Below are 25,753 nucleotides of genomic sequence, written 5' to 3' on the forward strand. Positions count from 1 at the left end.
AGCACTCCGCCTGGGGAGTACGGTCGCAAGACTGAAACTCAAAGGAATTGACGGGGGCCCGCACAAGCGGTGGAGCATGTGGTTTAATTCGAAGCAACGCGAAGAACCTTACCAGGTCTTGACATCCTCTGACAACCCTAGAGATAGGGCTTTCCCCTTCGGGGGACAGAGTGACAGGTGGTGCATGGTTGTCGTCAGCTCGTGTCGTGAGATGTTGGGTTAAGTCCCGCAACGAGCGCAACCCTTGATCTTAGTTGCCAGCATTCAGTTGGGCACTCTAAGATGACTGCCGGTGACAAACCGGAGGAAGGTGGGGATGACGTCAAATCATCATGCCCCTTATGACCTGGGCTACACACGTGCTACAATGGACGGTACAAAGGGCAGCAAGACCGCGAGGTTTAGCAAATCCCATAAAACCGTTCTCAGTTCGGATTGCAGGCTGCAACTCGCCTGCATGAAGCTGGAATCGCTAGTAATCGCGGATCAGCATGCCGCGGTGAATACGTTCCCGGGCCTTGTACACACCGCCCGTCACACCACGAGAGTTTGTAACACCCGAAGTCGGTGAGGTAACCTTTTGGAGCCAGCCGCCTAAGGTGGGACAGATGATTGGGGTGAAGTCGTAACAAGGTAGCCGTATCGGAAGGTGCGGCTGGATCACCTCCTTTCTAAGGATATATGAGACGTGACGATTTGATCTTGTTTTGTTCAGTTTTGATGGTTCAACCATCAAAACATTGTTCTTTGAAAACTAGATAAAGATATATGAAGAAAGTCAAGAAAGAACCGAGAATTCGCCATTTTAGGATATCTCTTATGAGATATTTTTTCAAAAAACTAAGGCGGATGAGAAGCGAGGAGTGCAAGGCGCCGAGTTTCTGAGCAGCGGAGTGTACTTTAACGTACATGAGCAGTGGAAGAAACAAAGGCAACGCAGCAATTCGAAGCTTATCATTCGACGACGGTTAAGTTAGAAAGGGCGCACGGTGGATGCCTTGGCACTAGGAGCCGATGAAGGACGGGACTAACACCGATATGCTTCGGGGAGCTGTAAGTAAGCTTTGATCCGGAGATTTCCGAATGGGGGAACCCGCTGCACGTAATGGTGCAGTATCCATACTTGAATACATAGAGTATGGAAGGCAGACCCGGGGAACTGAAACATCTAAGTACCCGGAGGAAGAGAAAGCAAACGCGATTCCCTGAGTAGCGGCGAGCGAAACGGGATTAGCCCAAACCAAGAGGCTTGCCTCTTGGGGTTGTAGGACACTCTATACGGAGTTACAAAGGAACGAAGTAGACGAAGAAGTCTGGAAAGGCTCGTCACAGAAGGTAATAACCCTGTAGTCGAAACTTCGTTCCCTCTTGAGTGGATCCTGAGTACGGCGGGACACGAGAAATCCCGTCGGAAGCTGGGAGGACCATCTCCCAAGGCTAAATACTCCCTAGTGACCGATAGTGAACCAGTACCGTGAGGGAAAGGTGAAAAGCACCCCGGAAGGGGAGTGAAATAGAACCTGAAACCGTGTGCCTACAAGTAGTCAGAGCCCGTTAACGGGTGATGGCGTGCCTTTTGTAGAATGAACCGGCGAGTTACGATCCCATGCAAGGTTAAGTCGGAAAGACGGAGCCGCAGCGAAAGCGAGTCTGAATAGGGCGAATGAGTATGTGGTCGTAGACCCGAAACCAGGTGATCTACCCATGTCCAGGGTGAAGTTCAGGTAACACTGAATGGAGGCCCGAACCCACGCACGTTGAAAAGTGCGGGGATGAGGTGTGGGTAGCGGAGAAATTCCAATCGAACTTGGAGATAGCTGGTTCTCTCCGAAATAGCTTTAGGGCTAGCCTCATGTAGTAAGAGTCTTGGAGGTAGAGCACTGTTTGGACTAGGGGCCCTCATCGGGTTACCGAATTCAGACAAACTCCGAATGCCAAAGACTTATCCATGGGAGTCAGACTGCGAGTGATAAGATCCGTAGTCGAAAGGGAAACAGCCCAGACCACCAGCTAAGGTCCCAAAGTATACGTTAAGTGGAAAAGGATGTGGAGTTGCTTAGACAACCAGGATGTTGGCTTAGAAGCAGCCACCATTTAAAGAGTGCGTAATAGCTCACTGGTCGAGTGACTCTGCGCCGAAAATGTACCGGGGCTAAACGTATCACCGAAGCTGTGGATTGACACCGTTTGGTGTCAGTGGTAGGAGAGCGTTCTAAGGGCTGTGAAGCTGGACCGTAAGGACTGGTGGAGCGCTTAGAAGTGAGAATGCCGGTATGAGTAGCGAAAGACAGGTGAGAATCCTGTCCACCGAATGCCTAAGGTTTCCTGAGGAAGGCTCGTCCGCTCAGGGTTAGTCGGGACCTAAGCCGAGGCCGAAAGGCGTAGGCGATGGATAACAGGTTGATATTCCTGTACCACCTCTTTTCCGTTTGAGTGATGGGGGGACGCAGGAGGATAGGGTAAGCGCGCTGTTGGATATGCGCGTCTAAGCAGTTAGGCTGGTGATGAGGCAAATCCCGTCACCGTGAAGGCTGAGCTGTGATAGCGAGGGAAATATAGTACCGAAGTTCCTGATTCCACACTGCCAAGAAAAGCCTCTAGCGAGGAAAAAGGTGCCCGTACCGCAAACCGACACAGGTAGGCGAGGAGAGAATCCTAAGGTGAGCGAGAGAACTCTCGTTAAGGAACTCGGCAAAATGACCCCGTAACTTCGGGAGAAGGGGTGCTCTGGTAGGGTGCAAGCCCGAGAGAGCCGCAGTGAATAGGCCCAGGCGACTGTTTAGCAAAAACACAGGTCTCTGCGAAGCCGTAAGGCGAAGTATAGGGGCTGACGCCTGCCCGGTGCTGGAAGGTTAAGGGGAGTGCTTAGCGCAAGCGAAGGTGCGAACCGAAGCCCCAGTAAACGGCGGCCGTAACTATAACGGTCCTAAGGTAGCGAAATTCCTTGTCGGGTAAGTTCCGACCCGCACGAAAGGCGCAACGATCTGGGCACTGTCTCAACGAGAGACTCGGTGAAATTATAGTACCTGTGAAGATGCAGGTTACCCGCGACAGGACGGAAAGACCCCGTGGAGCTTTACTGTAGCCTGATATTGAATTTTGGCACAGCTTGTACAGGATAGGTAGGAGCCTAAGAAACCGGAGCGCCAGCTTCGGTGGAGGCGTCGGTGGGATACTACCCTGGCTGTGTTGAACTTCTAACCCGCGCCCCTTATCGGGGTGGGAGACAGTGTCAGGTGGGCAGTTTGACTGGGGCGGTCGCCTCCTAAAGAGTAACGGAGGCGCCCAAAGGTTCCCTCAGAATGGTTGGAAATCATTCGCAGAGTGTAAAGGCACAAGGGAGCTTGACTGCGAGACCTACAAGTCGAGCAGGGACGAAAGTCGGGCTTAGTGATCCGGTGGTTCCGCATGGAAGGGCCATCGCTCAACGGATAAAAGCTACCCCGGGGATAACAGGCTTATCTCCCCCAAGAGTCCACATCGACGGGGAGGTTTGGCACCTCGATGTCGGCTCATCGCATCCTGGGGCTGTAGTCGGTCCCAAGGGTTGGGCTGTTCGCCCATTAAAGCGGTACGCGAGCTGGGTTCAGAACGTCGTGAGACAGTTCGGTCCCTATCCGTCGTGGGCGCAGGAAATTTGAGAGGAGCTGTCCTTAGTACGAGAGGACCGGGATGGACGCACCGCTGGTGTACCAGTTGTCTTGCCAAAGGCATCGCTGGGTAGCTATGTGCGGAAGGGATAAGTGCTGAAAGCATCTAAGCATGAAGCCCCCCTCGAGATGAGATTTCCCATCACTTTATGTGAGTAAGATCCCTGAAAGATGATCAGGTAGATAGGTCTGAGGTGGAAGCGTGGCGACACGTGCAGCTGACAGATACTAATCGATCGAGGACTTAACCACAATTTTTAGCGAAACTCGGAATACTTTCTTTTCTTCATAACTTTATCTAGTTTTGAGAGAACAATTTTTTAAAATAACACTTGATTTTTTATGAAAAGTTGTTATAATAAAATCTGTCCTTTCAAGATAAAAGCAATAATTGTCTGGTGATTAAGGCGAAGAGGTCACACCCGTTCCCATGCCGAACACGGAAGTTAAGCTCTTCAGCGCCGATGGTAGTTGGGGGATCTCCCCCTGTGAGAGTAGGACGTCGCCAGGCTTTACGTTCCGCAGTAGCTCAGTGGTAGAGCTATCGGCTGTTAACCGATCGGTCGCAGGTTCGAATCCTGCCTGCGGAGCCATTGCTTCCATAGCTCAGTCAGGTAGAGCACTTCCATGGTAAGGAAGAGGTCACCGGTTCGAGCCCGGTTGGAAGCTTACTAGTTTATAAGAATGGCCCCTTGGTCAAGCGGTTAAGACACCGCCCTTTCACGGCGGTAACACGGGTTCGAATCCCGTAGGGGTCACCAAGCTTTTTTACGAAGCGAAGCGGAGTAAAAGAAGCATCATTAAAAGTGATATTGAAACACATTTGGAGGATTAGCTCAGCTGGGAGAGCATCTGCCTTACAAGCAGAGGGTCGGCGGTTCGATCCCGTCATCCTCCACCATTTTTTTGTAACAATTTAATAAAATATTCACGTTCCAATAAAATGCCGGTGTAGCTCAACTGGTAGAGCAACTGACTTGTAATCAGTAGGTTGGGGGTTCAAGTCCTCTTGCCGGCACCATTTTACTTGGAGGGGTAGCGAAGTGGCTAAACGCGGCGGACTGTAAATCCGCTCCTTCGGGTTCGGCAGTTCGAATCTGCCCCCCTCCACCATTTTTGAATAATAACAGTAGGAAATGGACATGTTAATGAATGTCCTTTTTATTTTCACTGACTTTGGGCTATAGCCAAGCGGTAAGGCATCGCACTTTGACTGCGACATGCGTTGGTTCGAATCCAGCTAGCCCAGCCATTTAGAGCCATTAGCTCAGTTGGTAGAGCATCTGACTTTTAATCAGAGGGTCGAAGGTTCGAATCCTTCATGGCTCATCAAAGAAGAAAAGCTTCCAGGTTTTTATCTGGGAGCTTTTTTGTGTTTGATTATTGTTGTCTTTGTACCCTTTTACAACATTAAAAGTATACATTGCATAGTAATTAATGAAGAAACAATAGTAGATGACCACTGGATTTATAACATATGTAACCTTACACCAATAATGCGATCCCTCAAGGGGTACGAAAAGTAAGGAAACGTGCCCCTACCTCGACTAAATCAGGTCCCAAGGGATACGAATAGGAAAGAAATGTGCCCCTACTTCAACTAAACCAGGTCTCAAGGTGTACGAATAGGAAAGAAACGTGCCCTTAGCTCGACTAAATCAGGTCTAAAGGGATACGAAAAGCAAGGAAACGTGCTCTCACCTCACCTAGATTAGGTCTCAAGGGGTACGAATAGCAAGGAGACATGCCCTTCCCCCACCTAAACCAGTTTTAAAATTGGTATGTCTAGCCTGGACCATGCCATACCTTATTCAAAACTGCACTCGAATGGCAGCGTGTATAAGTAATTTGGCTCTGCAGCAGAGTCAAAGTCCGTACGGCGCTAAACGCCCGCTTCCGCTTTTGATCCGTCCAGCTCCAGGGCCTAGAGGCTAGCAAAATGCCAGTCCCCTCCTTGCGATAAGTCAACAGGTTCATTTCCTTCCATCGTTAAATGTAGTTCCAAGAAAAAGTCGCTCCTGGACTTTTTCTATTATCAAATATCCTTGAGTCAAGAAGCCTATTCCCTTTTTTCAGGGAAATGAACATCGAATCGCTTTGCTCTTCGTGTTTCCTTTATCTCATGCGAGGCCTGTTCATTTTGTACGCCTCTGAACAGTCCCCTCCGCTTTTGATCCGTCCAGCTTCAGCGGGCAGCGCCTAGCGTATTTGTCCCTGCCTCCTCTGCGATAAGTCAACATCAACTCCCTTCGCTCGTTGTGTTTCCTTTATCTCAATACGGCAGTGCTCAAATTCGTACGGCGCTATACGCCCGCTTCCGCTTTTGAATATATATACACCACTTTGTCCAGTTGAGTCATTTAGGTTTTGTTCGATACAATGGAGGTAGAATGGGTTGAGGAGGAACTAGTATGAAAAAGAATATATCGATAATTGGCGTACCGATGGATTTGGGACAAATGCGCCGTGGGGTAGATATGGGACCGAGTGCTATCCGCTATGCAGGGGTGGCAGAAAGATTAGAAAACCTTGGCCATACGATAAATGACCTGGGTAATATTGAAATAGCCCAGCCTGAAAGAGTTCACACATCTAATTCACATTTGAGAAATTTGAGAGCGGTTGCAGAAGGAAATCATAAGCTGGCTGATAAAGTGGATGAGGTTATTAAAGGTGATGACTTCCCGCTGGTATTGGGCGGTGATCACAGCATTGCAATTGGTACGCTTGCAGGGGTTTCAAAGCATTATGAGAATCTGGGGGTCATCTGGTATGATGCCCATGGTGATTTGAATACAAGTGAAACTTCCCCATCAGGGAACATACATGGCATGCCTTTGGCGGTAAGCTTAGGCATAGGCGATGAGAGCCTGACCAGCATCGGTGGTTATTCTCCTAAGGTGAAGCCTGAGAACATTGTAATCATCGGGGCACGCTCTCTGGATGAGGGTGAAAGAGAATTAATCAAAGAGCGCGGTATCAAAGTATTTACAATGCATGAAGTGGATCGTATGGGTATGACGAAAGTGATGGAAGAAGCCATTAACTATCTGAAGGATAAAACGGATGGAGTTCATCTGTCTCTTGACCTTGATGGCTTGGATCCAGCTGATGCACCAGGCGTTGGTACACCTGTATTAGGCGGGATCAGCTACCGTGAAAGCCACTTGGCGATGGAGATGCTGGCGGAATCCCATCTCATTACATCTGCTGAATTTGTAGAAGTTAACCCGATTTTAGATGATAAAAACAGAACAGCATCCGTTGCAGTTGCTCTTATGGGATCTCTTTTTGGCGAAAAATTACTATAATAATAAAAGCAGCTTCTCAGGGGGAAGCTGCTTTTATTGTTTCTGCGTTCTTTGGTGAAACGTATTGAGCAAGTGATCAAGCTTAGAACTGATTTCAACGACCTTTTCATTCGCAAATGATGACTGAAGTGCCAACTCTACCATTTGGTTTCTGTGCTCTTCTATTTGTTCCAGTAATTCAGTTCTCCCCACACTAATTACCTCGTTTCCGCCATTATTTAGTTCCGTTATACCCCAAATTTAAAAAATATAAACATTTCTTGTTAAAATTTGTTAGGATAGAATAGATGAAAAAAATTGAAACCTTTTTGCTATACGTTCGTATATATGTATAGCCGCATAGAGCGGAGGTATAAAATGGATGCGCTAGTCAATAAAAGAATAAAGCAGGTGCTGAAAGGTGACCAGGATGCATTTGCTGAGGTAATAGAACTTTATAAAGATAAAGTCTTCCAGATTTGTTTTCGTATGTTAGGGAACCGTCATGAAGCGGAGGATGTAGCACAGGAGGCTTTTATAAGGGCCTATGTCAACATACACACGTTTAATCAAAAGAGGAAGTTCTCCACATGGCTCTACCGGATTGCAACGAATCTTTGCATCGACAGAATCAGAAAAAAGAAGCCCGATTATTATCTTGATGCCGAAGTAAAGGGAACAGAAGGTTTAACGATGTATTCTCATGTAGCCGCAGAGGGGCAGCTGCCGGAAGAAGAAGTAGAAGAAATGGAACTTCAAGCAGAAATCCAAAGGCAGATCCTGAAGCTTCCGGATAAATACAGATCAGTCATTGTCCTGAAATATATAGAGGAATTATCGCTTCAGGAAATCAGTGAAATTCTTGATCTACCCCTAGGCACGGTGAAAACGAGAATACATAGAGGGCGGGAAGCTCTCAGAAAACAATTAAGAAACATGTAGGAAGGGTGTGAAGCCTTTGAAATCTTGTTGTTCTAAAGAGTATGAAGAATATATCCACGAATACTTGGATGAGGAAATATCTCAAGATCACGAAAGTAAGCTGAAAGAACATCTTCAAAGGTGTGAAGAATGTCAGCAATTTTTCCATGAAATGAAAAAATCAATTGCACTTGTGCAAAGCACATCACATATACAGGCACCAGAGGATTTCACAAGCAAAGTCATGGCGAACCTGCCGAGGGAAAAGAAGAAAGTGGGAGTTCAGAGATGGCTGCGGCACCATCCTCTCATGACGGCAGCTTCTTTGTTTATCGTCTTGATGATGGGCAGCCTGTTTTCCTCCTGGAATGAAAGTGATGAATTTTCCTTTACCAAACAGCCTGACCTGGTTGTCCAAGGTCATACTGTAATTATTCCTGAAGGGAAAGTGATCGATGGAAATATCACGGTAAAAAACGGTGATGTTAAGGTAGAAGGAACGGTAAATGGAGATATTACGGTCATTAACGGCAATCAGTATCTGGCTTCCGCCGGAAGTGTGACCGGGGAAATCAAGGAAATCGATGCGGCATTTGAATGGCTTTGGTATCAGATTAAAAAGGGATTCAAAGAGACGATAAGCTGGTTTGAAGAACAGCCAGAGGGTATATAATATTGGAAGGTGACTGTTCCAGCTACAGGTTGGAACAGTCCTTCCCTTTAGACACTATTGCTGAACGACTGCAAGAATAGTGTCTTCTTTGATATATTCAGTTCTTCTTATTATTCAGTGTGCCAAGGCTCTTTGTGATATAATAAGGAAGTTACTAATTACATAGCCATTTTCACGGCTATCCCTTTAGATTACTTCTATTGGAGGATACTATATGCCGTTTATTGATGTTTACTCGAACTATTCCGTACTGGATTATGCCTCAGATATTGTTGACATACTCCTGGTATGGTTTGTCATCTACAAATTAATAATGCTAATTAAAGGGACAAAAGCCGTTCAGCTTTTGAAAGGTATTTTTGTCATCATTATCGTCAGAGGGTTGAGCGGGCTGCTCGGTCTCGATACTTTAAGGTCGTTGGTCGACCAGGCGATTGACTGGGGGATTTTGGCGATCATCATCATCTTCCAGCCTGAACTCCGAAGAGCGCTTGAACAGTTGGGAAGAGGAAGGCTGTTTTCAAGAAGCGGCAATCAGGAGGAAGAAGAGCAGGGCAATATGATTGAAGCGATTGGCAAGGCTGTCAGTTATATGGCTAAGAGAAGGATCGGGGCACTACTCTCCATTGAAAGGGAAACGGGCCTGAGCGAATACATAGAAACCGGGATACCGATTCATTCGAAGATTTCTTCAGAGCTGCTGATTAATATTTTCATTCCTAATACGCCGCTTCACGATGGAGCGGTTATTCTACAGAAGCAGCGTATTGCAGCCGCGGCCTGTTATCTGCCGCTGTCGGAAAGTCCTTTCATTTCAAAAGAATTAGGAACAAGGCACAGGGCTGCTTTGGGAATCAGTGAAGTGACTGACAGTATAACGATTATCGTCTCAGAAGAAACCGGAAGTATTTCTGTTACTATGAATGGTGATTTGAAGCGTAATGTTTCGGTGGATGACTTAAAACTGATCCTCGAACATGAGCTGATTGGCGAAAAAGCAAATGCTTCCTCTACAAAATGGAGCTGGAGGGGGAAGAGAGACAATGGATAAATTTATTGAGAACCGCTGGTTTATGCGTATAGTTGGTTTGCTTTTAGCCTTTGTACTCTATGCTTCTGTGAATTTTGACGAGATTGCTGTGCAAAGAAGTGAAAGCAGCAATCCACAGGAAAACATAGAAACTATCCAGAACGTTCCCGTCGAAATTTTTTATGACCGGGAGAATCTATTTGTAAGCGGAGTACCTGAAACCGTAAACATTGAGGTGGAAGGCCCAAAAAATCTTGTGACATCTGCGAAGACTTTAAGGGACTTTCACGTCTATGCGGATCTTAATGATCTCGGTATCGGTGACCACCAGGTACAGTTGAAGATTGATGGGATTTCTGACAAGCTGCAAGTAAAGCTGAATCCTTCCTTTGCGAACGTCTCCATCCAGGAAAAAGTGACCGAAGAATTCGCGGTGGAGCCTGAATTCAATGAAGCTCTGCTTGCGGAAGGATTCCAGACGGAGCTTATCACAGCCGAGCCCAGAAAAGTCGAAATTACAGGAGCAAAGGATGTCATAGGCCAGATCGCTTATGTCGTCGCCACTCCTGATGTCAACAGCGGCATCGACAGGACCGTTACGAGAGAAGCAAGAGTCCAGGTGCTCGACAGGGATTACAATAAGTTGGATGTCGCGATTGATCCGGAGACCGTAGAGGTTACAATCGAGGTAATCAACCCAAGTAAGGAAGTTTCGGTGACTGTAAATCAGACAGGTGAACTTCCTGAAGGATATGAACTGGAATCAATGACCATCAATCCGAAAAAAGTGACGGTCTTTGGCAGAGAGGCCCTTCTTCGGTCAATCAATGAGTTGACAGCGGACTTGGACTTAAGCGATGTTAAGAAAGATATAACTATAGAAGTACCGCTTAACCTTCCGCAAGGCGTCAACAAGACGACACCTGAGTCAGTGGAAGTAAAGATAGATTTAAAGGAAGTAGAGAAGAAAACAGTTATGGGAAATACCATAACCCTTGAAGGTGCTGAAGAGGACATGGAATACGAGTTCATCAATCCGGTATCAGGTGCGGTGGATATAACCGTTTCCGGATTTAGGGAAAAGCTCGATGCCGTAGACTCTGAGTCATTCTCGCTGTTTGCAAATGTAACAGGATTGGCCCCGGGCGAGCATGAAATAGAAATAGAAGCTGAGGGTCCTGAAGACATCGAATGGGAATTGACGAAAAATAAAGTTACAATCCAAATACAAGAGAAAATACCGGCTTAATAATATTTATTCTTTAAGCCCACTTAAGGAGCGATATCAATGGGAAAGTATTTCGGGACAGATGGTGTAAGAGGAATTGCTAATACAGAGTTGACTCCAGAGTTAGCTTTTAAATTGGGAAGGTTCGGCGGATATGTCCTGACAAAGGATGCAGACCGCCCCAAAATTCTTATTGGCCGCGATACTAGAATTTCAGGCCACATGCTGGAAGGTGCCCTTGTGGCAGGCTTGCTGTCAATCGGAGCGGAAGTTATGCGCCTTGGGGTCATTTCCACACCTGGTGTAGCCTATTTGACGAAAGCACTTGATGCCCAGGCAGGGGTCATGATCTCTGCATCGCATAACCCTGTGGGAGATAACGGGATCAAGTTCTTCGGTTCAGATGGATTCAAGCTGTCCGATGACCAGGAAAAAGAAATTGAGGATCTTCTTGATCAAGTAGAGGATACACTTCCTCGTCCTATCGGTGCCGATCTGGGACAAGTCAGCGACTACTTTGAAGGTGGACAGAAGTACCTACAGTACTTGAAGCAGTCGGTTGATGAAGAGTTCGATGGCCTTACGATTGCCCTTGATTGTGCTCATGGAGCTACGTCTTCACTCGCACCGCACCTATTTGCGGACTTGGATGCGGATCTTATCACAATGGGAGCATCCCCTAACGGCTTAAACATCAATGACGGTGTAGGTTCCACTCACCCTGAATCCTTGGCTGAGCTTGTAAAAGAAAAAGGAGCGGATGTCGGCCTTGCATTTGATGGTGATGGAGACCGCTTGATTGCAATTGATGAGAATGGTGAAATTGTAGACGGCGACCAAATTATGTTCATCTGTGCTAAGCATTTGAAATCTGAGGCACGTTTAAAGCAGTCCACTGTTGTTTCAACTGTCATGAGCAACCTTGGATTCCACAAAGGAATGGAATCAAATGATATTAAGAGCATCCAAACCGCAGTAGGAGACCGTTATGTAGTTGAAGAGATGAGAAAGAATAATTACACACTGGGCGGAGAGCAGTCCGGACATATCATCTTCCTTGACTACAATACAACAGGAGATGGTTTGTTAACGGGTATTCAGTTAGTTAATATTATGAAATTGACAGGTAAATCATTGTCAGAACTTGCAGGCGAAATGAAAAAATTCCCGCAGAAATTGGTTAATATTAAAGTGACGGATAAATATCACGTAACAGATAATGCCAAGGTCAAAGAGATAATCGAGAAGGTTGAAGCAGAAATGAACGGCAATGGAAGAATCCTTGTTCGTCCTTCAGGTACGGAACCTCTTGTAAGGGTGATGGCTGAAGCACCTACAGAAGAACTGTGTGAAAAATATGTAGACGATATTGCCCAGGTTGTGCAAGAAGAAATGGGATTAAAATAAGAAAAAAAGAAATGGGTATGCATAAGGGGGACCATCAGGACCTCTTATGCATACTTTTTTAATATGGCCTTTTCATCAGCGAAGAGGGTTTAATCCCCTGTAATTCGGGAAAATTAAGTAAGCACTTAATGTAAAAGTAATGTGTTTTTTGGTCATGTTCGAGCCTTTCAGCTGCTGAGAGGTAATCGTGTGAACGCAAGACGGAAAAACTTTTATAGACCGTTTGCCCTGCATACGGACGAAATAAGCCAAAAATATACATGTTTCATTTCACTGTGCTGAAAGATTTTTATTGACGGATTCATTCGGGGTATTGTATGATTATCCTGTTTTTGAATCTCTTTTGAGTATTCGGAAACCATTCAAAGATACTTAGGAGGATAGAGGTTAATAAAGATTGAAAAGCGCCAGGACTAAACTGCGAGCGAAGTTAGTTTAGTTGACGAGGTGGAGGTTCATCGATTATTCGGCGGATGCCTCCCGGCTTAAAGCAGAGCCGTCAATTTCTTTCTCAAATCACCGAGGCAACTCTGTGGACAAAAGAAAGGAAATGCAAAATCATAATCAGAGATAAGGGGGCAAGAGGCCCCCGTGCTTCCTGCCCCCTTGTATAATAGGGAGGAAAAGAATTTATGTGTGGTATCGTAGGATATATCGGAAATAAAGATGCAAAAGAAATTTTATTAAAAGGACTTGAGAAGCTGGAGTACCGCGGTTATGATTCTGCGGGAATCGCCGTAAAAAATGCTGACGGTGTCCATGTTTTTAAGGAAAAAGGCCGTATTGCGGATCTTCGTGAAAATGTAGATGAAACAGTTTTATCCAATACAGGTATTGGGCATACTCGCTGGGCGACTCATGGTCCTCCAAGCAAAGTCAATGCTCACCCTCACCAATCAACTTCAGAGCGTTTCACACTTGTGCATAACGGAGTAATCGAAAATTACTCTGCTTTAAAGCGTGAATACCTTGAAGGAGTCACTTTGAAAAGTGATACTGACACTGAGATCATCGTAATGCTGATTGAAAAATTGGTGAACGAAGGAAACACAGTGGAAGAAGCGTTCCGTACAACGCTTAAACTTCTTAAAGGATCTTATGCGATTGCGCTTTTAGATAATCAAAATGATGAAACAATCTTTGTTGCGAAGAACAAGAGCCCGCTGCTTGTCGGACTGGGTGATGACTTCAATGTGGTTGCAAGTGATGCTATGGCAATGCTTCAGGTGACTGACCAGTATGTGGAACTGATGGATAAGGAAACGGTTATCGTAACGAAGGAAAAAGTAACGATCCAGGATCTTGAAGGCAAAGAAGTTTCCCGTGAGCCATACACAGCTGAACTGGATGCAAGTGACATCGAAAAAGGCACATATCCGCACTACATGCTTAAAGAGATTGACGAGCAGCCTGCGGTTATGCGTAAAATCATCGGTGCATACCGTAATGATGATCAAGAATTGGTCATCGATAAAGATATCATTTCAGCGATGAATTCATCAGACCGCATCTATATCATTGCAGCAGGTACGAGCTACCATGCCGGATTGGTTGGAAAACAGTTCATTGAGAATATAGCAAAAATTCCTGTAGAAGTTCATGTAGCAAGTGAATTCAGCTATAACATGCCTTTGCTGTCTGAAAAACCATTATTCATCTTCATTTCACAAAGCGGTGAAACAGCCGACAGCCGTGCTGTGCTTGTACAGGTGAAAGAGTTTGGACACAAAGCACTGACGATCACGAATGTACCAGGTTCCACTCTTTCCCGTGAAGCAGACTACACATTGCTTCTTCATGCGGGTCCAGAAATTGCGGTTGCTTCTACAAAAGCATACACAGCTCAAATCGCGGTTCTTTCCATCCTTGCTGATGTTACAGCTAAAGCACGTGGAATCAAGCCAGGATTTGATTTGATCCATGAGCTTGGAATTGTCGGAACAGCTATGGAAGCTCTAATTGACGAAAAAGAAGAATTCGAAACGATTGCCCGTGACTACCTGGCAACTACACGCAATGCGTTCTTCATCGGCCGCCACCTTGATTACTATGTAGGTTTGGAAGGAGCTCTTAAATTGAAAGAGATCTCTTACATCCAGGCTGAAGGATTTGCCGGCGGAGAATTGAAGCACGGAACAATTGCCCTGATTGAAGAAGGTACACCGGTTATCGCTCTTGCAACACAAGAAGCAGTTAACCTTGGTATCCGCGGAAACGTGAAAGAAGTAGCAGCGCGCGGAGCTAACCCTTGCATCATCTCCATGAAGGGTCTTCAAGAGGAAGACGACCGTTTCGTCATCCCTGAAGTGAATGAATTATTAACACCTCTTATCTCTGTAATACCATTGCAATTGATTTCTTACTACGCAGCGCTTCATCGTGACTGTGACGTAGATAAGCCGCGTAACCTGGCGAAATCAGTTACTGTTGAATAATTGACTGGTTGAGCTGGCGAAATTTGCAGCTGAAACAGGAAAGAGGCATTGCACGATATGTGCAATGCCTCTTTTTTTAAGCAGTTAACTCCTCAATATTGACCCTTTCTCAAGCCTCAAGCTATTTTACAAAATCCTTCTCATTGTAATTTCGTTCTCAGTCCTTTCAACCTCTTCAAAACCTGCTTTTTCATAGACCCGAATGGCTGCCTTGTTTTTCTGGTCCACCGATAATTTTACATAGTTAAAGTTGAGTTGGTAATGTTGAATGCCAAATTCTATTCCTTGATTGACAAAAGGGACGCCTAACCCTCTTCCTATTAAATCAGGTTTCAGCGCCAATCCTATTTCCATGGTGCTGCCTTGTATGATGAACTCAAATAATCCGGCAGTCTCATTGTCCACAAATGCTGCAAATCCTTCACATCCGCCAGGACCTGCCAAGGTGCCAGTTTTATTTACTGACTCGAAATAGGGTGTCATCAAGACTTGTTCAACGAAGCCATCATTATTCCAAGAGTCGATTTCTTTAATATACTCCATCGTTAAAGGTCTAAACGTAAAATTCAACAGTCAATCTCTCCTTATATATATTAGTTACAGCTGAAAAAGTTATTAACCTTCTAACGAATAATAGAGATTCCCAAAAGACTAAGTTCATTCCCCTACTACAGCTTAGCTTTCTTCCAGAAATAACTATATTTTAAGATCACGAAAATGTTATCATAAATATATTATAGTAATTTTTATATAAATTACATAAGGAGGTTTACTATGAACCAGAATATCTTAACTCGAAACAATGTAAAGGTTAAAGGCAACGGGAAACAGCCCATGATATTTGCACCTGGTTTTGGCTGTGATCAAACTGTTTGGACATTAGTTTCCGAATCATTCGAAAATGATTATCAGGTCATTTTATTTGATTATGTAGGTTTAGGGGATTCAGATGTAAAGGCTTTTGATCCAGATAAATACAGTAAACTTTCTGGTTATGCACAAGATGTATTAGATGTTTGTTCAGCCTTAGATTTAAGGGGTGCTATATTTGTTGGTCATTCCGTTGGAAGTATGATTGGTATGCTGGCTTCTTTACGCAAGCCTGAGTACTTTTCCCACCTTATTATGGTAGGCCCATCCCCTTGTTATCTTAATGACCCTCCTGAGTATTTTGGTGGTTTCAGTAAAGAGGATCTAATAGGTTTAATTGATATGATGGCTAAAAATTACATCGGTTGGGCAAATGTTTTCTCGACAACCATTACAAACAATCCAGACCGACCGGAAGTCGCAAAAGAGCTTGAGGATCGCTTTTGTTCTACCGATCCTATCATCGCTCGTCAGTTTGCTGAGGCATGTTTCTTCGCAGATAACCGGCAGGACTTACCAAGGGTTACCGTACCCTCCCTTATATTGCAATGCTCTGAGGATGTAATTGCCCCAACCGCAGTGGGCCAGTACATGAAAGAACACCTGCCTTATAGTATGATTAAATATATGAATGCCACAGGGCACTGCCCACATATGAGTCATCCCGAAGAAACAATAGAATTAATTCGTGATTATCTGGAAGAAAACTCAATAAAAGCGGTTACAGTTGATACAGGTGAGCTTCTCTAATGGATGAACAATTAAATCAGGCACCTTGTGGATTTCTCACACTTTCAAAAGAAGGTATAATATTAACCATAAATCAAACATTACTTCAAGTACTTGGCTATAACTCAGATCAACTTGTTGGCCGGCATATCAATTCAATCCTTTCCGGGTCTGCCCGTGTTTTTTTTCAGCTATATTTCATCCCACTCGTAACAGTAAAACATCGAGTTGAGGAAATGTATCTTTCGTTAGCGCATTATAGTGGAGATGATATGCCTGTCCTGATTAACGCTTCTCTTAAAAAAAATCAAGAAAATCAGGTTATCATGTGCGTAATTGTTCCTATCCATAGAAGAAGTGAATACGAAAATCAATTGCTCATAGCCAAAAAAGTGGCGGAAGATGCTCTAAAGGAAAAAAATAAAGCTAATTTTGAATTAGAAAGGGCCCTTAAAACGTTAGAGGCTAAACAACAGGAGCTTCTAGAAGTTAATAAACAAAATGAAAAGTATAGAATAGATACGCAAAGGGAATTACAACTTGCTAAAAAAATACAAGAGACATCACTAACTGAAGCCCTTTCGAATGACCATCTTCACGTTGAGTCGTACTACAAGGCATCAAGTGAACTGTCTGGTGATATTTATGGCATCTATCAAATTAATGAACATCAATATGGAGTAATTGTTTTGGATGTTATGGGTCATGGTATTTCTTCTGCACTCATAACGATGTCCCTTCAATCGTTGTTCCAAAGGTTGATCTCAACAGGGGCTGCAGCTAATATAGTCATGAAAGAGTTAGATAACCATTTACATCGTTTATTCCACAGTAATGAGAATGCCTGGCACTATTGCACAGCTATATATCTCTTCATTGATACTGATAAACAGATAATCGAATATATCAATGCTGGTCATCCACCGGCTATCTACCAAGGTCCGAAGGGAAAGCAGCAAGAGCTGCATTCAAGCACCCCTCCAATTGGAACATTTGAGGGAATTGATTTTAAGACAAACACGATTACATATACAAAGGGAGGCAGGGTACTCCTTTACACTGATGGTGTCTCAGAACCTCTTGAGCCAAACCATTTATGTTCCTTGTTATCGGAACATTCATCTCTTTCTTCAACTCAACTCAAAGACAAGATTTTAGAATCACTCAAAAAGGAAAAGGATGATCACTATAAAGATGACCAGTGTTTTATTGTGATTGATCTAAAATAAAATTTATTCCTGTCCATATTATATATGCTAAACTATTCAGATCCTTCACAGGGTATACCCCCTTCTTTGATGGAATGAAGCGGTTGAGAAACCACATTATCTTATTATGAAGTGAGGGTTTTTAATTACCGTTATAAGCTCTCTGTAACCCCTGGTATATCCGAGGCCACTGAAAAAGTCTAACAAAAATTAAAAAGGCAGAGTCGTTCACTACAAAGAGCGATTCTGCCTTTTTTACTTTCGGTATAAAGTGAATATTAGCGGATAGTATTTCTTATTTCTCCACGTTGATTGGAGTGGAAGGTGCACGACCTCCTGCGGGATTAGCGGGACAGGGCGATTCCACTTTTATACAGGCGCATCCGAGGAGGCTCACCGCCCGCCCCGCGGAGTCGTGCACCTGGAACGGAAATCAACACTTTTTCGTTAAATAGAATCATCAATATGCGTGGGTGGTTTCAGTGCCCTCGCATAGCCAGGGGTTTTTCTTACTTACTTTTGAAAAACAAATCTTGCCGGGCACTTTCCCGTTTTAATTCCTTTTTATTTGAAAACCTGTTGTTTAGAAAGCATTCATTAAGAGAATAAGAATGAATGTTAGAGAAACAATAGGTTTGTCGTGACAGGCGCGACAAAGTTAGTTTTCAATATCATTGAAGCGCTGCCACCCAACACTTATGATGGAATCAGGCATTATTGCAAATAATATCTTTAATGAAAGGAAGACATTATATGTCCCAATCTACTATAAAAGTAAGAGTACAGAAGTTTGGTAACTTTCTCAGCTCTATGGTCTTGCCCAATATCGGTGCGTTCATTGCTTGGGGTTTGATTACAGCGCTATTTATTCCAACTGGCTTCTTTCCAAATGAAAGCCTTTCCAATTTAGTCGGTCCAATGGTTACGTACCTCCTGCCTCTTTTAATTGGTTACACAGGAGGTAAGCTGATTCACGATCAGCGTGGTGGAGTCGTCGGTGCGATTGCGACAATGGGTGTCATTGTCGGAGCTCCTGACACGCCGATGTTCTTAGGTGCGATGGTGGCAGGTCCGTTAGGCGGATATGTCATCAAGAAATTTGATGAAATGATCGAAGGGAAGATACGCTCCGGGTTTGAAATGCTCGTGAACAACTTCTCTGCCGGTATTCTCGGCGGTATTCTTGCCGTTCTTGCATACCTTGGTATCGGTCCTGCTGTAGATGCATTTACAGAAGTTCTGGTAGCGGGTGTTGACTGGCTGATTGCCGCAGGGTTATTGCCATTAACAAGTATCCTGATCGAGCCTGCCAAAATTCTTTTCTTGAACAACGCGATCAACCACGGTGTTCTTTCACCTATCGGGTTGGATCAAGCATCAGAAACAGGGAAATCAATTCTGTTCCTATTGGAAGCAAACCCTGGACCAGGTCTTGGTGTCCTGCTGGCATTCATGCTGTTTGGGCGCGGTACTGCCAAGCAGTCTGCATCTGGAGCAGGTATCATCCACTTCTTCGGGGGTATCCATGAAATTTACTTCCCGTATGTGTTAATGAAGCCAATGCTTTTCCTTTCTGTCATCCTTGGCGGAATGAGCGGTGTCTTCACACTTACATTATTAGGCGGAGGTCTTCAGGCCCCTGCATCTCCGGGAAGCATTATCGCTATCACGGCTGTTACACCGAATGATGGCATGGTTTATCTGGCGAACTTCGCGGCTGTACTTGTGGCTGCAGTAGTATCGTTTTTAGTCTCTGCGGTTGTACTGAAAACAAGCAAGACTAATGATGAAGATATTAATGAAGCAACTAAGAAAATGGAACAAATGAAAGGCAAGAAGAGTTCTGTAGCCGGTCATGTTTCCGGGAGTCAAGGAACACTTCCTCAAGAAGTGAACAAAATCGTTTTTGCCTGTGATGCCGGTATGGGATCCAGTGCAATGGGAGCTTCCCTTCTCCGCAAAAAAGTGAAGGAAGCCGGATTGGATGTTTTTGTTACAAATACAGCAATCAGCAACATTCCAGCTGATGCACAGGTAGTCATCACTCAGGAAGAGCTGACTCCTCGGGCGCAGAATAAACAGCCTGGTGCTTACCATATTTCTGTTGATAACTTCTTATCAAGTCCAGAATACGATAAGTTGATTGCTAGCTTGCAGGATGGCATTACAGGAGAACAGGCAGAATTGGTGGAAGAATCGGAGCAGGAAGCTGTCGATACAGAACCTAATATGGATAAAGACGATGATCTGCTATTGGAAGAGAATATCTTCGTCGGCAAGGAATTTGCCAATAAAGAAGAAGCTATCCGATTCGCCGGTGAAGCATTGGTAAAAGCAGGTTATGTAAAAGACAGTTATGTGGATGCGATGATTGAACGCGAAGGCATCACAACCACCTATATGGGTAATAATGTAGCAATTCCTCATGGAACAGAGGAAGCGAAGAAAGCAGTATTGAAATCAGGATTTACTGTCATCCAGGTGCCGAACGGCGTCGACTTCAATGGTGAACAGGCTAAACTGATTTTCGGAATCGCTGGAAAAGACGGTACCCACCTGGAAATCCTATCAGGTATAGCGGTCATCTGTTCTGAACAGGAAAATGTTGATCAAATGGTTCAAGCAAAAACGGCTAAAGAATTGAAGGACCTTATCAACAGCAAATAAGCAAGGAATGAGAAAGGCGGGTATAACCTGCCTTTCTGTTCTGCTTTATAGAGACGCTTCCTATTGTACATAGAGTGATTTGGGTATGAGAGATTCTGAGTCGAAGAACCGTGTTCGGCACTATGGCTGCTGTTTTCGGCTGTTGAGAGTCTCTGCCTAATATTGCCTAAGAGAAAGCAGCAAGGTTTACGATAGAGCTTAAAGGAAAACTTATAAAAGAAATGAGTGGATAGAATGATTATCACCTCAAGGGAAAAATCCATCATTGATTTAATCATAAGAACATCCGGAAAGCATACAGTTTCAACTTTGGCTGATTATTTGAATGTCAGTGGAAGGACCATTCAGCGGAACTTGAAATCAGTGGAAAAAATCCTTGAAGAATATCAATTGAAGTTAAAGCGGACTACAAACGAAGGCCTCTTCATCGATGGAAGGAATGATCAGATATATAAGCTGATCCAGAAGTTGACCGATGCTGTGCCCACAGATGAAACCCCGGAGGAAAGAAAGCTGAGCCTGCTGGTTACTTTGCTTCATGAAGGTCCATATTTTAAAAAACAAGTTCTTGCCAATCATTTGGGCATCAGTCCGGCCACCCTGACAGTTTACCTCGATGAATTAACAGACTGGCTGAGTAAGTTTTCGGTTCTCCTCACAAGGAAACGAGGAGTCGGTGTAGAGGTTTCTGCTGATGAAGCAAGCAAACGGCACGCATTGGCTAACTTCTTCCTCGTGTACTTTTATGAAGAGATTATAGAAAGTCTTTATCTCCTTCAAAAAGGCACCCATCTGAATGAGCCGGTGCTGGGATATTTCTCCCCTGAAAATATGCTGGCAGTTGATCAAACAGTCAACCGGATTTTCCATCAAGAGCAGACGAAATTAACCGACAGTGATTATATCGGCCTTGTGGTATATATATGCCTATCCATTCAGAGAACAGGTAGTAACCTTCTCTTAGAGGAGCCGGCTGTGTCTCCAAGTGACTATTCGGCTGAGTATAGATTGGTGGAACGGATAGGAGCGGAACTGGATCATAGAATTTCCACTTCACTGATGAAAAGTGATATTCACTATTTGAGCGTGATTTTAAAAGGGTCAAAGGTTCAAGCGGCGGACTCTATCGATTATGACAGTATCATACTGGGGCAGCTTATTAAAAAAGTGATAGAGGATGTATCAACGAAACTTCACGTTGATCTGTCTGATGATTTTTCTTTATACCAAGGCTTGCTGGCTCACATGGAACCCTCTATCTTTCGCTTGAAACAGAAGATGGAATTGTTCAATCCGTTGACCGACGACATCAAAAAAAAGTATCCTGTTTTATTTATGGCTGTGAGGGATAGTCTGGAAAATGAATTCAAGGATATTCATTTTCCAGAGGATGAAGTGGCGTTTGTTGTGCTTCACTTTGGATCTGCGCTGCTCATGCACGAGGAAAAGGTGAAAATTAATGCTGTGGTTGTCTGCCCGACGGGAATCGGTACTTCCAAGATGCTCGCCAGCCGTATTCAGAAAGAAATTACAGAGATTAATTCTGTGGAAATCCTTTCTCTTAAGGATTTTCAATCAGCAAGTCTTAAGGAATACGATATTGTCATCTCCACTGTAAGGCTTCCATTTACGGATATCGACTATACACTTGTGAGTCCGCTTTTGAGTGATAAAGATATAGGATCGATCCGGAATTATTTGCAAAATAATTTGGAGAAACTGACGAGGGATGAGCGGTATTTAAGGACTGCTGTAAAAGCAAGTGAACCGGGAAAAGAAAAGCGGCCTAAAGTGAGAGACCTTTTACAAGAGATGAAAGATGTTCATACGAGCATTGAGTCGATTCTTGATAATTTCCGCGTCTATCGAAGCCAACATGCCGGAAGTCATTTTACCGTATTGAATGAAATGGTGGAGCAGGCCGAAAAAGATGGACTCCTCACTGATTCCAAAGATGTCTTGCATGAGTTGGGGGAGAGGGAGAAAAAGGGCGGACTGGGAATCCCCAATACAAATATGGGGCTGTACCATTGCCGCAGTGAATGCATCGGAGAGTTGATCTTTCAGGTTTCCCATCTGAGTCAGCCTCTTGTAATCAAGGGGATGGATGGCCGTGAAATGCCAATGAAAAGCCTGCTCTTGATGCTGGCTCCCGCAAACATGAGTAAGAGAGAACAGGAAATACTAAGCATAATCAGTACAAGCTTGATTGAGGACAACATATCGATGATGATTTTCTCATCTTCTAACGAACTGATGATCCGAAAAAAGCTGGAAGATCTATTTTTTGATTATCTACAAAATAATTTATTAAAGGAATGATAATGATGAAACAAGCTGTACATTTTGGTGCTGGAAATATCGGAAGAGGCTTTATCGGAGCCCTTTTTTCTCAATCTGGTTATCATGTAACTTTCGTAGATATAGCAGAACAAATCATTAACAAACTGAATGAAGAAAAACAATACAATGTCGTTCTGGCAACTGAGCAGAAAGAGTCGGTGACGATTGATAATGTGTCTGGTTTGAACAACCTTCACCAAGCGGATGAAGTCATTGATACCATCGTAAACAGCACATACCTGACGACTGCAATCGGACCCAATATTCTACCGAGAATCGCTCCGTTAATTGCCCAGGGTATTGCTAAGCGTGTTGCCTCTACAGATGAGAATCTTTTTGTCATCGCATGTGAAAACCAAATCGGCGCTACAGATATTCTAAAAGAACATATCATGGAAAACCTTGATGAAGAAACAAAGGCAAAGCTTGAAGGCCGTGTCTACTTCTTCAATTCGGCGGTTGACCGTATTGTGCCGATCCAAAGTCAGGATTCTTTAGATGTCCTTGTTGAGCCTTATTATGAGTGGGTAGTGGAAACGAAAGAAAGCATTCCTCCAGTGAATGGAATGACCATTGTGGAGGACCTGGCGCCATTTATCGAAAGAAAACTATTCACGGTGAACACAGGTCATGCGGTCATTGCTTACTTCGGTTACCTGCAAGGAAAAGAGACCATCGATAAGACATTGGCGGACGAACAGATCGCAAAACAGGTCAAGGAGACCCTTAAGGAAACGGGTGCTTACTTAGTTAAGCAATACGGTCTGGATGAAGAAGAGCATATGGCTTATATCAATAAGAATATTGAACGTTTCAAAAATCCTTTCCTAAATGATGGAGTGACACGCGTCGGCCGTGCTCCGATCCGTAAATTAGGACCGGAAGACCGACTCGTTCGCCCGACGACAGAGGCGCAGAAAGCAGGCTTGCCTTATTCCAATCTGGCAAAAGCAATTGCCGCAGCATTGCTGTTCGACTTTGCAGAAGATGAGCAGGCAATGGAAATCCAGAATATGATTAAAGAAGATGGAGTAGCGGCTGTCCTTAAAAAAGTAAGTGGTTTGGATGAAGACAGTGCAATTACTGAAGAAGTCATTCAACAATATGAAATGTTAAAGAAATAAAACCAAAAGGCTGTCGATCTTCGACAGCTTTTGATTTTTTAAGTAATAAGCCTTGACATTATAAGGAGATCGCTTGTATAGTTACTTTAACGCATAAAAGCACAAAAGCATAAAAGCGTTGAAGCATTAAAGTGAAAATTTCATATTAATCAGTTTGCGGAAGCAGTAACGAATAAGTGGGCAGCGATCAGAGACTGGACGGAGGGTGTGAGTCCAGGCAGCTTATTTCGCGAATTACACCGCAGTGAATGGCTGATGATCATAACGAGTGGATGAAGCCTTTGGGCTTTATCAACAAGGGTGGTACCGCGGAGCTTCTTCGTCCCTTATTTGGGAGAAGGGGCTTTTTTTATTGCCTGAAAAAGGTTTCCAGCTCCCTGCTGTATAACAGCTTTGGTATTTTAATATCAAAAACAATCAGGAGAGGATGTAATTATATGAATGATACGTTAGTAAGAGAGATTCCCGTTCATCTTAGAGAATTTGTTTCTACTCAGGATTACGAGGCTTATACCCCTGTAAATCATGCGGTATGGCGCTATGTGATGAGACAAAATCATGCCTTTTTAGAAGACAGGGCCCATCCTGCTTTTTTAAAAGGATTGAAAGGATCCGGCATAGCGATTGAGAAGATTCCAAGAGTTAGTGAAATGAATGAGGCACTGGGACGGATAGGCTGGGGAGCCGTAATCGTCGATGGGCTTATTCCCGGGACGGCATTCTTTGATTTACAGGCACACGGATTGCTGCCGATTGCTACTGACATTCGGAAGGTTTCTAACATTGAATATACGCCTGCGCCGGATATTCTCCATGAGGCAGCGGGCCATGCACCGATTCTTTTTGATTCAACTTACTCCGAGTTTGTGAAAAAAATTGGGGCTGTGGGAGCGAAAGCATTTGCTACTAAAGAGGAACATGAAGCTTTTGAAGCTGTAAGGAACCTGACGATTGTGAAGGAGAGTTCCGATTCCACAAGTGAAGAAATACAAGCGGCAGAAAGACTCGTGAAAGAAAAACAGGCTGCAGTGGAGGAAAACTCAGAAGCAGAACAGATTTCCCGCCTGTTTTGGTGGACGGTTGAATTCGGTTTAATCGGCAAAGTAGAGAAGCCAATGGTTTATGGAGCGGGATTACTTTCCTCCGTTGGGGAGAGCAAGGCGTGCCTTTCTGATCAAGTGAAGAAAATTCCATTCAGCATCGAGGAATGTATAAAGACGTCTTACGATGTGACAACAATGCAAAAACAATTGTTTGTATGTGAAAGTTTTGAAGAATTAATAGAGGCTGTGGAAGAGTTTTCCGCATCTATGGCTTTTCGGACAGGAGGAGCCTCCTCAGTACGAAAGGCAATCCGGTCGGAAAAACTGGCAACCATAGAATTTAACTCCGGACTGCAGGTTTCAGGTGTATTCAAAGAAATGATAACAGATCAAGAGGGAGATCCGATTTTCATCAAAACCATTGGAAATACAGCGTTAGCATTTAATAATCGTGAATTGCAAGGCCACTCCACTGATATGCATAGTGAAGGTTTTAGTACACCGGTCGGACCCCTTGACGGAGAGTTATTCCTGGAAACATTAAGCCTGGACGAACTGAAGCAATTGGGAATAGAAATCGGCAACACGGTTCATCTGAATTTTAAAAGTGGAATAACTCTTGATGGTATGGTTTCGGATATCATCATGGAAGGAGGCAGGGCGATCCTCCTGTCCTTTACCAACTGTACGGTGAAGCACCAGGACAACCTGCTCTTCGACCCTTCGTGGGGGACCTTTGATATGCCGGTCGGCAGCAAGATTGTCTCAGCTTACCCGGGTGCAGCTGACCATGCCTCATTTATTACAGAAGAAATCCAGGGTAGTGGAACAGCTGCGGATACAGCTCCGCTTGGGGAGTTGGACCTTATGTACCAGACAGTCAGAGACATAAGGGAAGGTTCACGCTGGACGGATGCTGAATTCAACAGCCTTCAAGAATTAGCAAGCAGATTAAGGGAGGATTATGAGGACGAATGGTTGTTAAGGTTGGAAATCCTTGAGCTTTTCACATTGAAGGGTGTTCATGAACAAGAGACCAGCATTTTACGGGAGGAACTTGAACAACTTGCTAAACGATCTGAATTCACGAGATTAATAGAAAATGGGCTGGCTTTAGTCTCGAGTAAGGTATAGG

The 25,753-nt window shown here is 44.2% G+C and carries 15 protein-coding genes, 8 tRNA genes and 3 rRNA genes; 24 read left to right on the forward strand and 2 right to left on the reverse strand.

What is annotated here, in order from left to right:
* From BSG1_RS10315 to rocF, 12 genes are all read left to right on the forward strand, one after another.
* Window positions 1–671, forward strand: a 16S ribosomal RNA gene (locus tag BSG1_RS10315); the annotation flags it as partial.
* A 295-nt stretch (window positions 672–966) separates the two neighbouring features.
* A 23S ribosomal RNA gene (locus BSG1_RS10325) occupies window positions 967–3,902 on the forward strand.
* Between the two features lie 142 nt (window positions 3,903–4,044).
* Window positions 4,045–4,161 (forward strand): 5S ribosomal RNA (rrf, locus tag BSG1_RS10330).
* A gap of 7 nt (window positions 4,162–4,168) precedes the next feature.
* Window positions 4,169–4,243, forward strand: a tRNA-Asn gene (locus tag BSG1_RS10335).
* A 2-nt stretch (window positions 4,244–4,245) separates the two neighbouring features.
* Window positions 4,246–4,319: transfer RNA gene (locus BSG1_RS10340), tRNA-Thr, on the forward strand.
* A 17-nt stretch (window positions 4,320–4,336) separates the two neighbouring features.
* A tRNA-Glu gene (locus tag BSG1_RS10345) sits at window positions 4,337–4,411 on the forward strand.
* Between the two features lie 64 nt (window positions 4,412–4,475).
* Window positions 4,476–4,551: transfer RNA gene (locus tag BSG1_RS10350), tRNA-Val, on the forward strand.
* A 44-nt stretch (window positions 4,552–4,595) separates the two neighbouring features.
* Window positions 4,596–4,671: transfer RNA gene (locus BSG1_RS10355), tRNA-Thr, on the forward strand.
* 8 nt (window positions 4,672–4,679) lie between these two features.
* Window positions 4,680–4,763 (forward strand) — tRNA-Tyr (locus tag BSG1_RS10360).
* Between the two features lie 64 nt (window positions 4,764–4,827).
* Window positions 4,828–4,902: transfer RNA gene (locus tag BSG1_RS10365), tRNA-Gln, on the forward strand.
* A gap of 4 nt (window positions 4,903–4,906) precedes the next feature.
* Window positions 4,907–4,979 (forward strand) — tRNA-Lys (locus tag BSG1_RS10370).
* A 1,082-nt stretch (window positions 4,980–6,061) separates the two neighbouring features.
* Complete coding sequence (gene rocF, locus BSG1_RS10375; RefSeq protein ID WP_006836969.1) at window positions 6,062–6,961, forward strand: arginase; 900 nt, start codon at window positions 6,062–6,064, stop codon at window positions 6,959–6,961.
* 33 nt (window positions 6,962–6,994) lie between these two features.
* On the opposite strand, the gene BSG1_RS10380 is transcribed toward rocF, so the two are convergent.
* The gene (locus BSG1_RS10380) at window positions 6,995–7,153 is read right to left on the reverse strand and encodes an aspartyl-phosphate phosphatase Spo0E family protein (protein WP_006836970.1); all 159 of its coding nucleotides are present in this window, start codon (window positions 7,151–7,153) and stop codon (window positions 6,995–6,997) included.
* A 165-nt stretch (window positions 7,154–7,318) separates the two neighbouring features.
* Here BSG1_RS10380 and sigW point away from each other — a divergent pair, with 165 nt between their 5' ends.
* From sigW to glmS, 6 genes are all read left to right on the forward strand, one after another.
* On the forward strand, window positions 7,319–7,882 hold the full coding sequence (sigW, locus tag BSG1_RS10385) for an RNA polymerase sigma factor SigW (RefSeq protein WP_006836971.1): 564 nt from the start codon (window positions 7,319–7,321) through the stop codon (window positions 7,880–7,882).
* Window positions 7,883–7,889: 7 nt separating this feature from the next.
* Window positions 7,890–8,534, forward strand: a complete 645-nt coding sequence (locus BSG1_RS10390) for an anti-sigma factor family protein (protein ID WP_006836972.1) — start codon at window positions 7,890–7,892, stop codon at window positions 8,532–8,534.
* A 214-nt stretch (window positions 8,535–8,748) separates the two neighbouring features.
* Window positions 8,749–9,585, forward strand: coding sequence for a diadenylate cyclase CdaA (gene cdaA, locus BSG1_RS10395; RefSeq protein ID WP_006836973.1), 837 nt, complete (start codon window positions 8,749–8,751; stop codon window positions 9,583–9,585).
* The gene (locus BSG1_RS10400; RefSeq protein WP_006836974.1) at window positions 9,578–10,813 is read left to right on the forward strand and encodes a CdaR family protein; all 1,236 of its coding nucleotides are present in this window, start codon (window positions 9,578–9,580) and stop codon (window positions 10,811–10,813) included. Before cdaA ends, BSG1_RS10400 begins: the two co-directional genes overlap by 8 nt.
* Before the next feature lie 39 nt (window positions 10,814–10,852).
* Window positions 10,853–12,199 (forward strand): phosphoglucosamine mutase, encoded by a 1,347-nt coding sequence (glmM, locus tag BSG1_RS10405; RefSeq protein WP_006836975.1) that lies wholly within the window; start codon window positions 10,853–10,855, stop codon window positions 12,197–12,199.
* A gap of 632 nt (window positions 12,200–12,831) precedes the next feature.
* Complete coding sequence (gene glmS / locus BSG1_RS10410; RefSeq protein WP_006836976.1) at window positions 12,832–14,634, forward strand: glutamine--fructose-6-phosphate transaminase (isomerizing); 1,803 nt, start codon at window positions 12,832–12,834, stop codon at window positions 14,632–14,634.
* Between the two features lie 126 nt (window positions 14,635–14,760).
* Here glmS and BSG1_RS19835 read toward each other — a convergent pair whose 3' ends face one another.
* Window positions 14,761–15,204 (reverse strand): GNAT family N-acetyltransferase, encoded by a 444-nt coding sequence (locus BSG1_RS19835; protein ID WP_052302383.1) that lies wholly within the window; start codon window positions 15,202–15,204, stop codon window positions 14,761–14,763.
* Window positions 15,205–15,408: 204 nt separating this feature from the next.
* On the opposite strand from BSG1_RS19835, the gene BSG1_RS10420 reads away from it, so the two are divergent.
* The 6 genes from BSG1_RS10420 to BSG1_RS10445 all read left to right on the forward strand — a co-directional run bounded on the left by BSG1_RS10420 (window position 15,409) and on the right by BSG1_RS10445 (window position 25,752).
* Window positions 15,409–16,254, forward strand: a complete 846-nt coding sequence (locus BSG1_RS10420; RefSeq protein ID WP_006836978.1) for an alpha/beta fold hydrolase — start codon at window positions 15,409–15,411, stop codon at window positions 16,252–16,254.
* Window positions 16,254–17,462 (forward strand): SpoIIE family protein phosphatase, encoded by a 1,209-nt coding sequence (locus BSG1_RS10425; RefSeq protein ID WP_006836979.1) that lies wholly within the window; start codon window positions 16,254–16,256, stop codon window positions 17,460–17,462. Before BSG1_RS10420 ends, BSG1_RS10425 begins: the two co-directional genes overlap by 1 nt.
* A gap of 732 nt (window positions 17,463–18,194) precedes the next feature.
* A complete protein-coding gene (locus BSG1_RS10430; protein WP_044022726.1) occupies window positions 18,195–20,108 on the forward strand; it encodes a PTS mannitol transporter subunit IICBA in 1,914 nt (637 codons plus the stop codon).
* Window positions 20,109–20,342: 234 nt separating this feature from the next.
* Window positions 20,343–22,430: a BglG family transcription antiterminator gene (locus BSG1_RS10435; protein ID WP_006836981.1), complete on the forward strand. Its 2,088-nt coding sequence runs from the start codon at window positions 20,343–20,345 to the stop codon at window positions 22,428–22,430.
* A 5-nt stretch (window positions 22,431–22,435) separates the two neighbouring features.
* Window positions 22,436–23,575, forward strand: coding sequence for a mannitol-1-phosphate 5-dehydrogenase (locus BSG1_RS10440; protein WP_044022727.1), 1,140 nt, complete (start codon window positions 22,436–22,438; stop codon window positions 23,573–23,575).
* Between the two features lie 437 nt (window positions 23,576–24,012).
* Entirely contained in the window at window positions 24,013–25,752 is a 1,740-nt protein-coding gene (locus BSG1_RS10445) for an aromatic amino acid hydroxylase (protein ID WP_044022728.1), read from the forward strand.
* The last annotated feature ends 1 nt before the right edge of the window (window position 25,753 follow it).

It is taken from the genome of Bacillus sp. SG-1 (genome assembly GCF_000181495.1).
Classification (GTDB): Bacteria; Bacillota; Bacilli; order Bacillales; family Bacillaceae_B; genus Rossellomorea.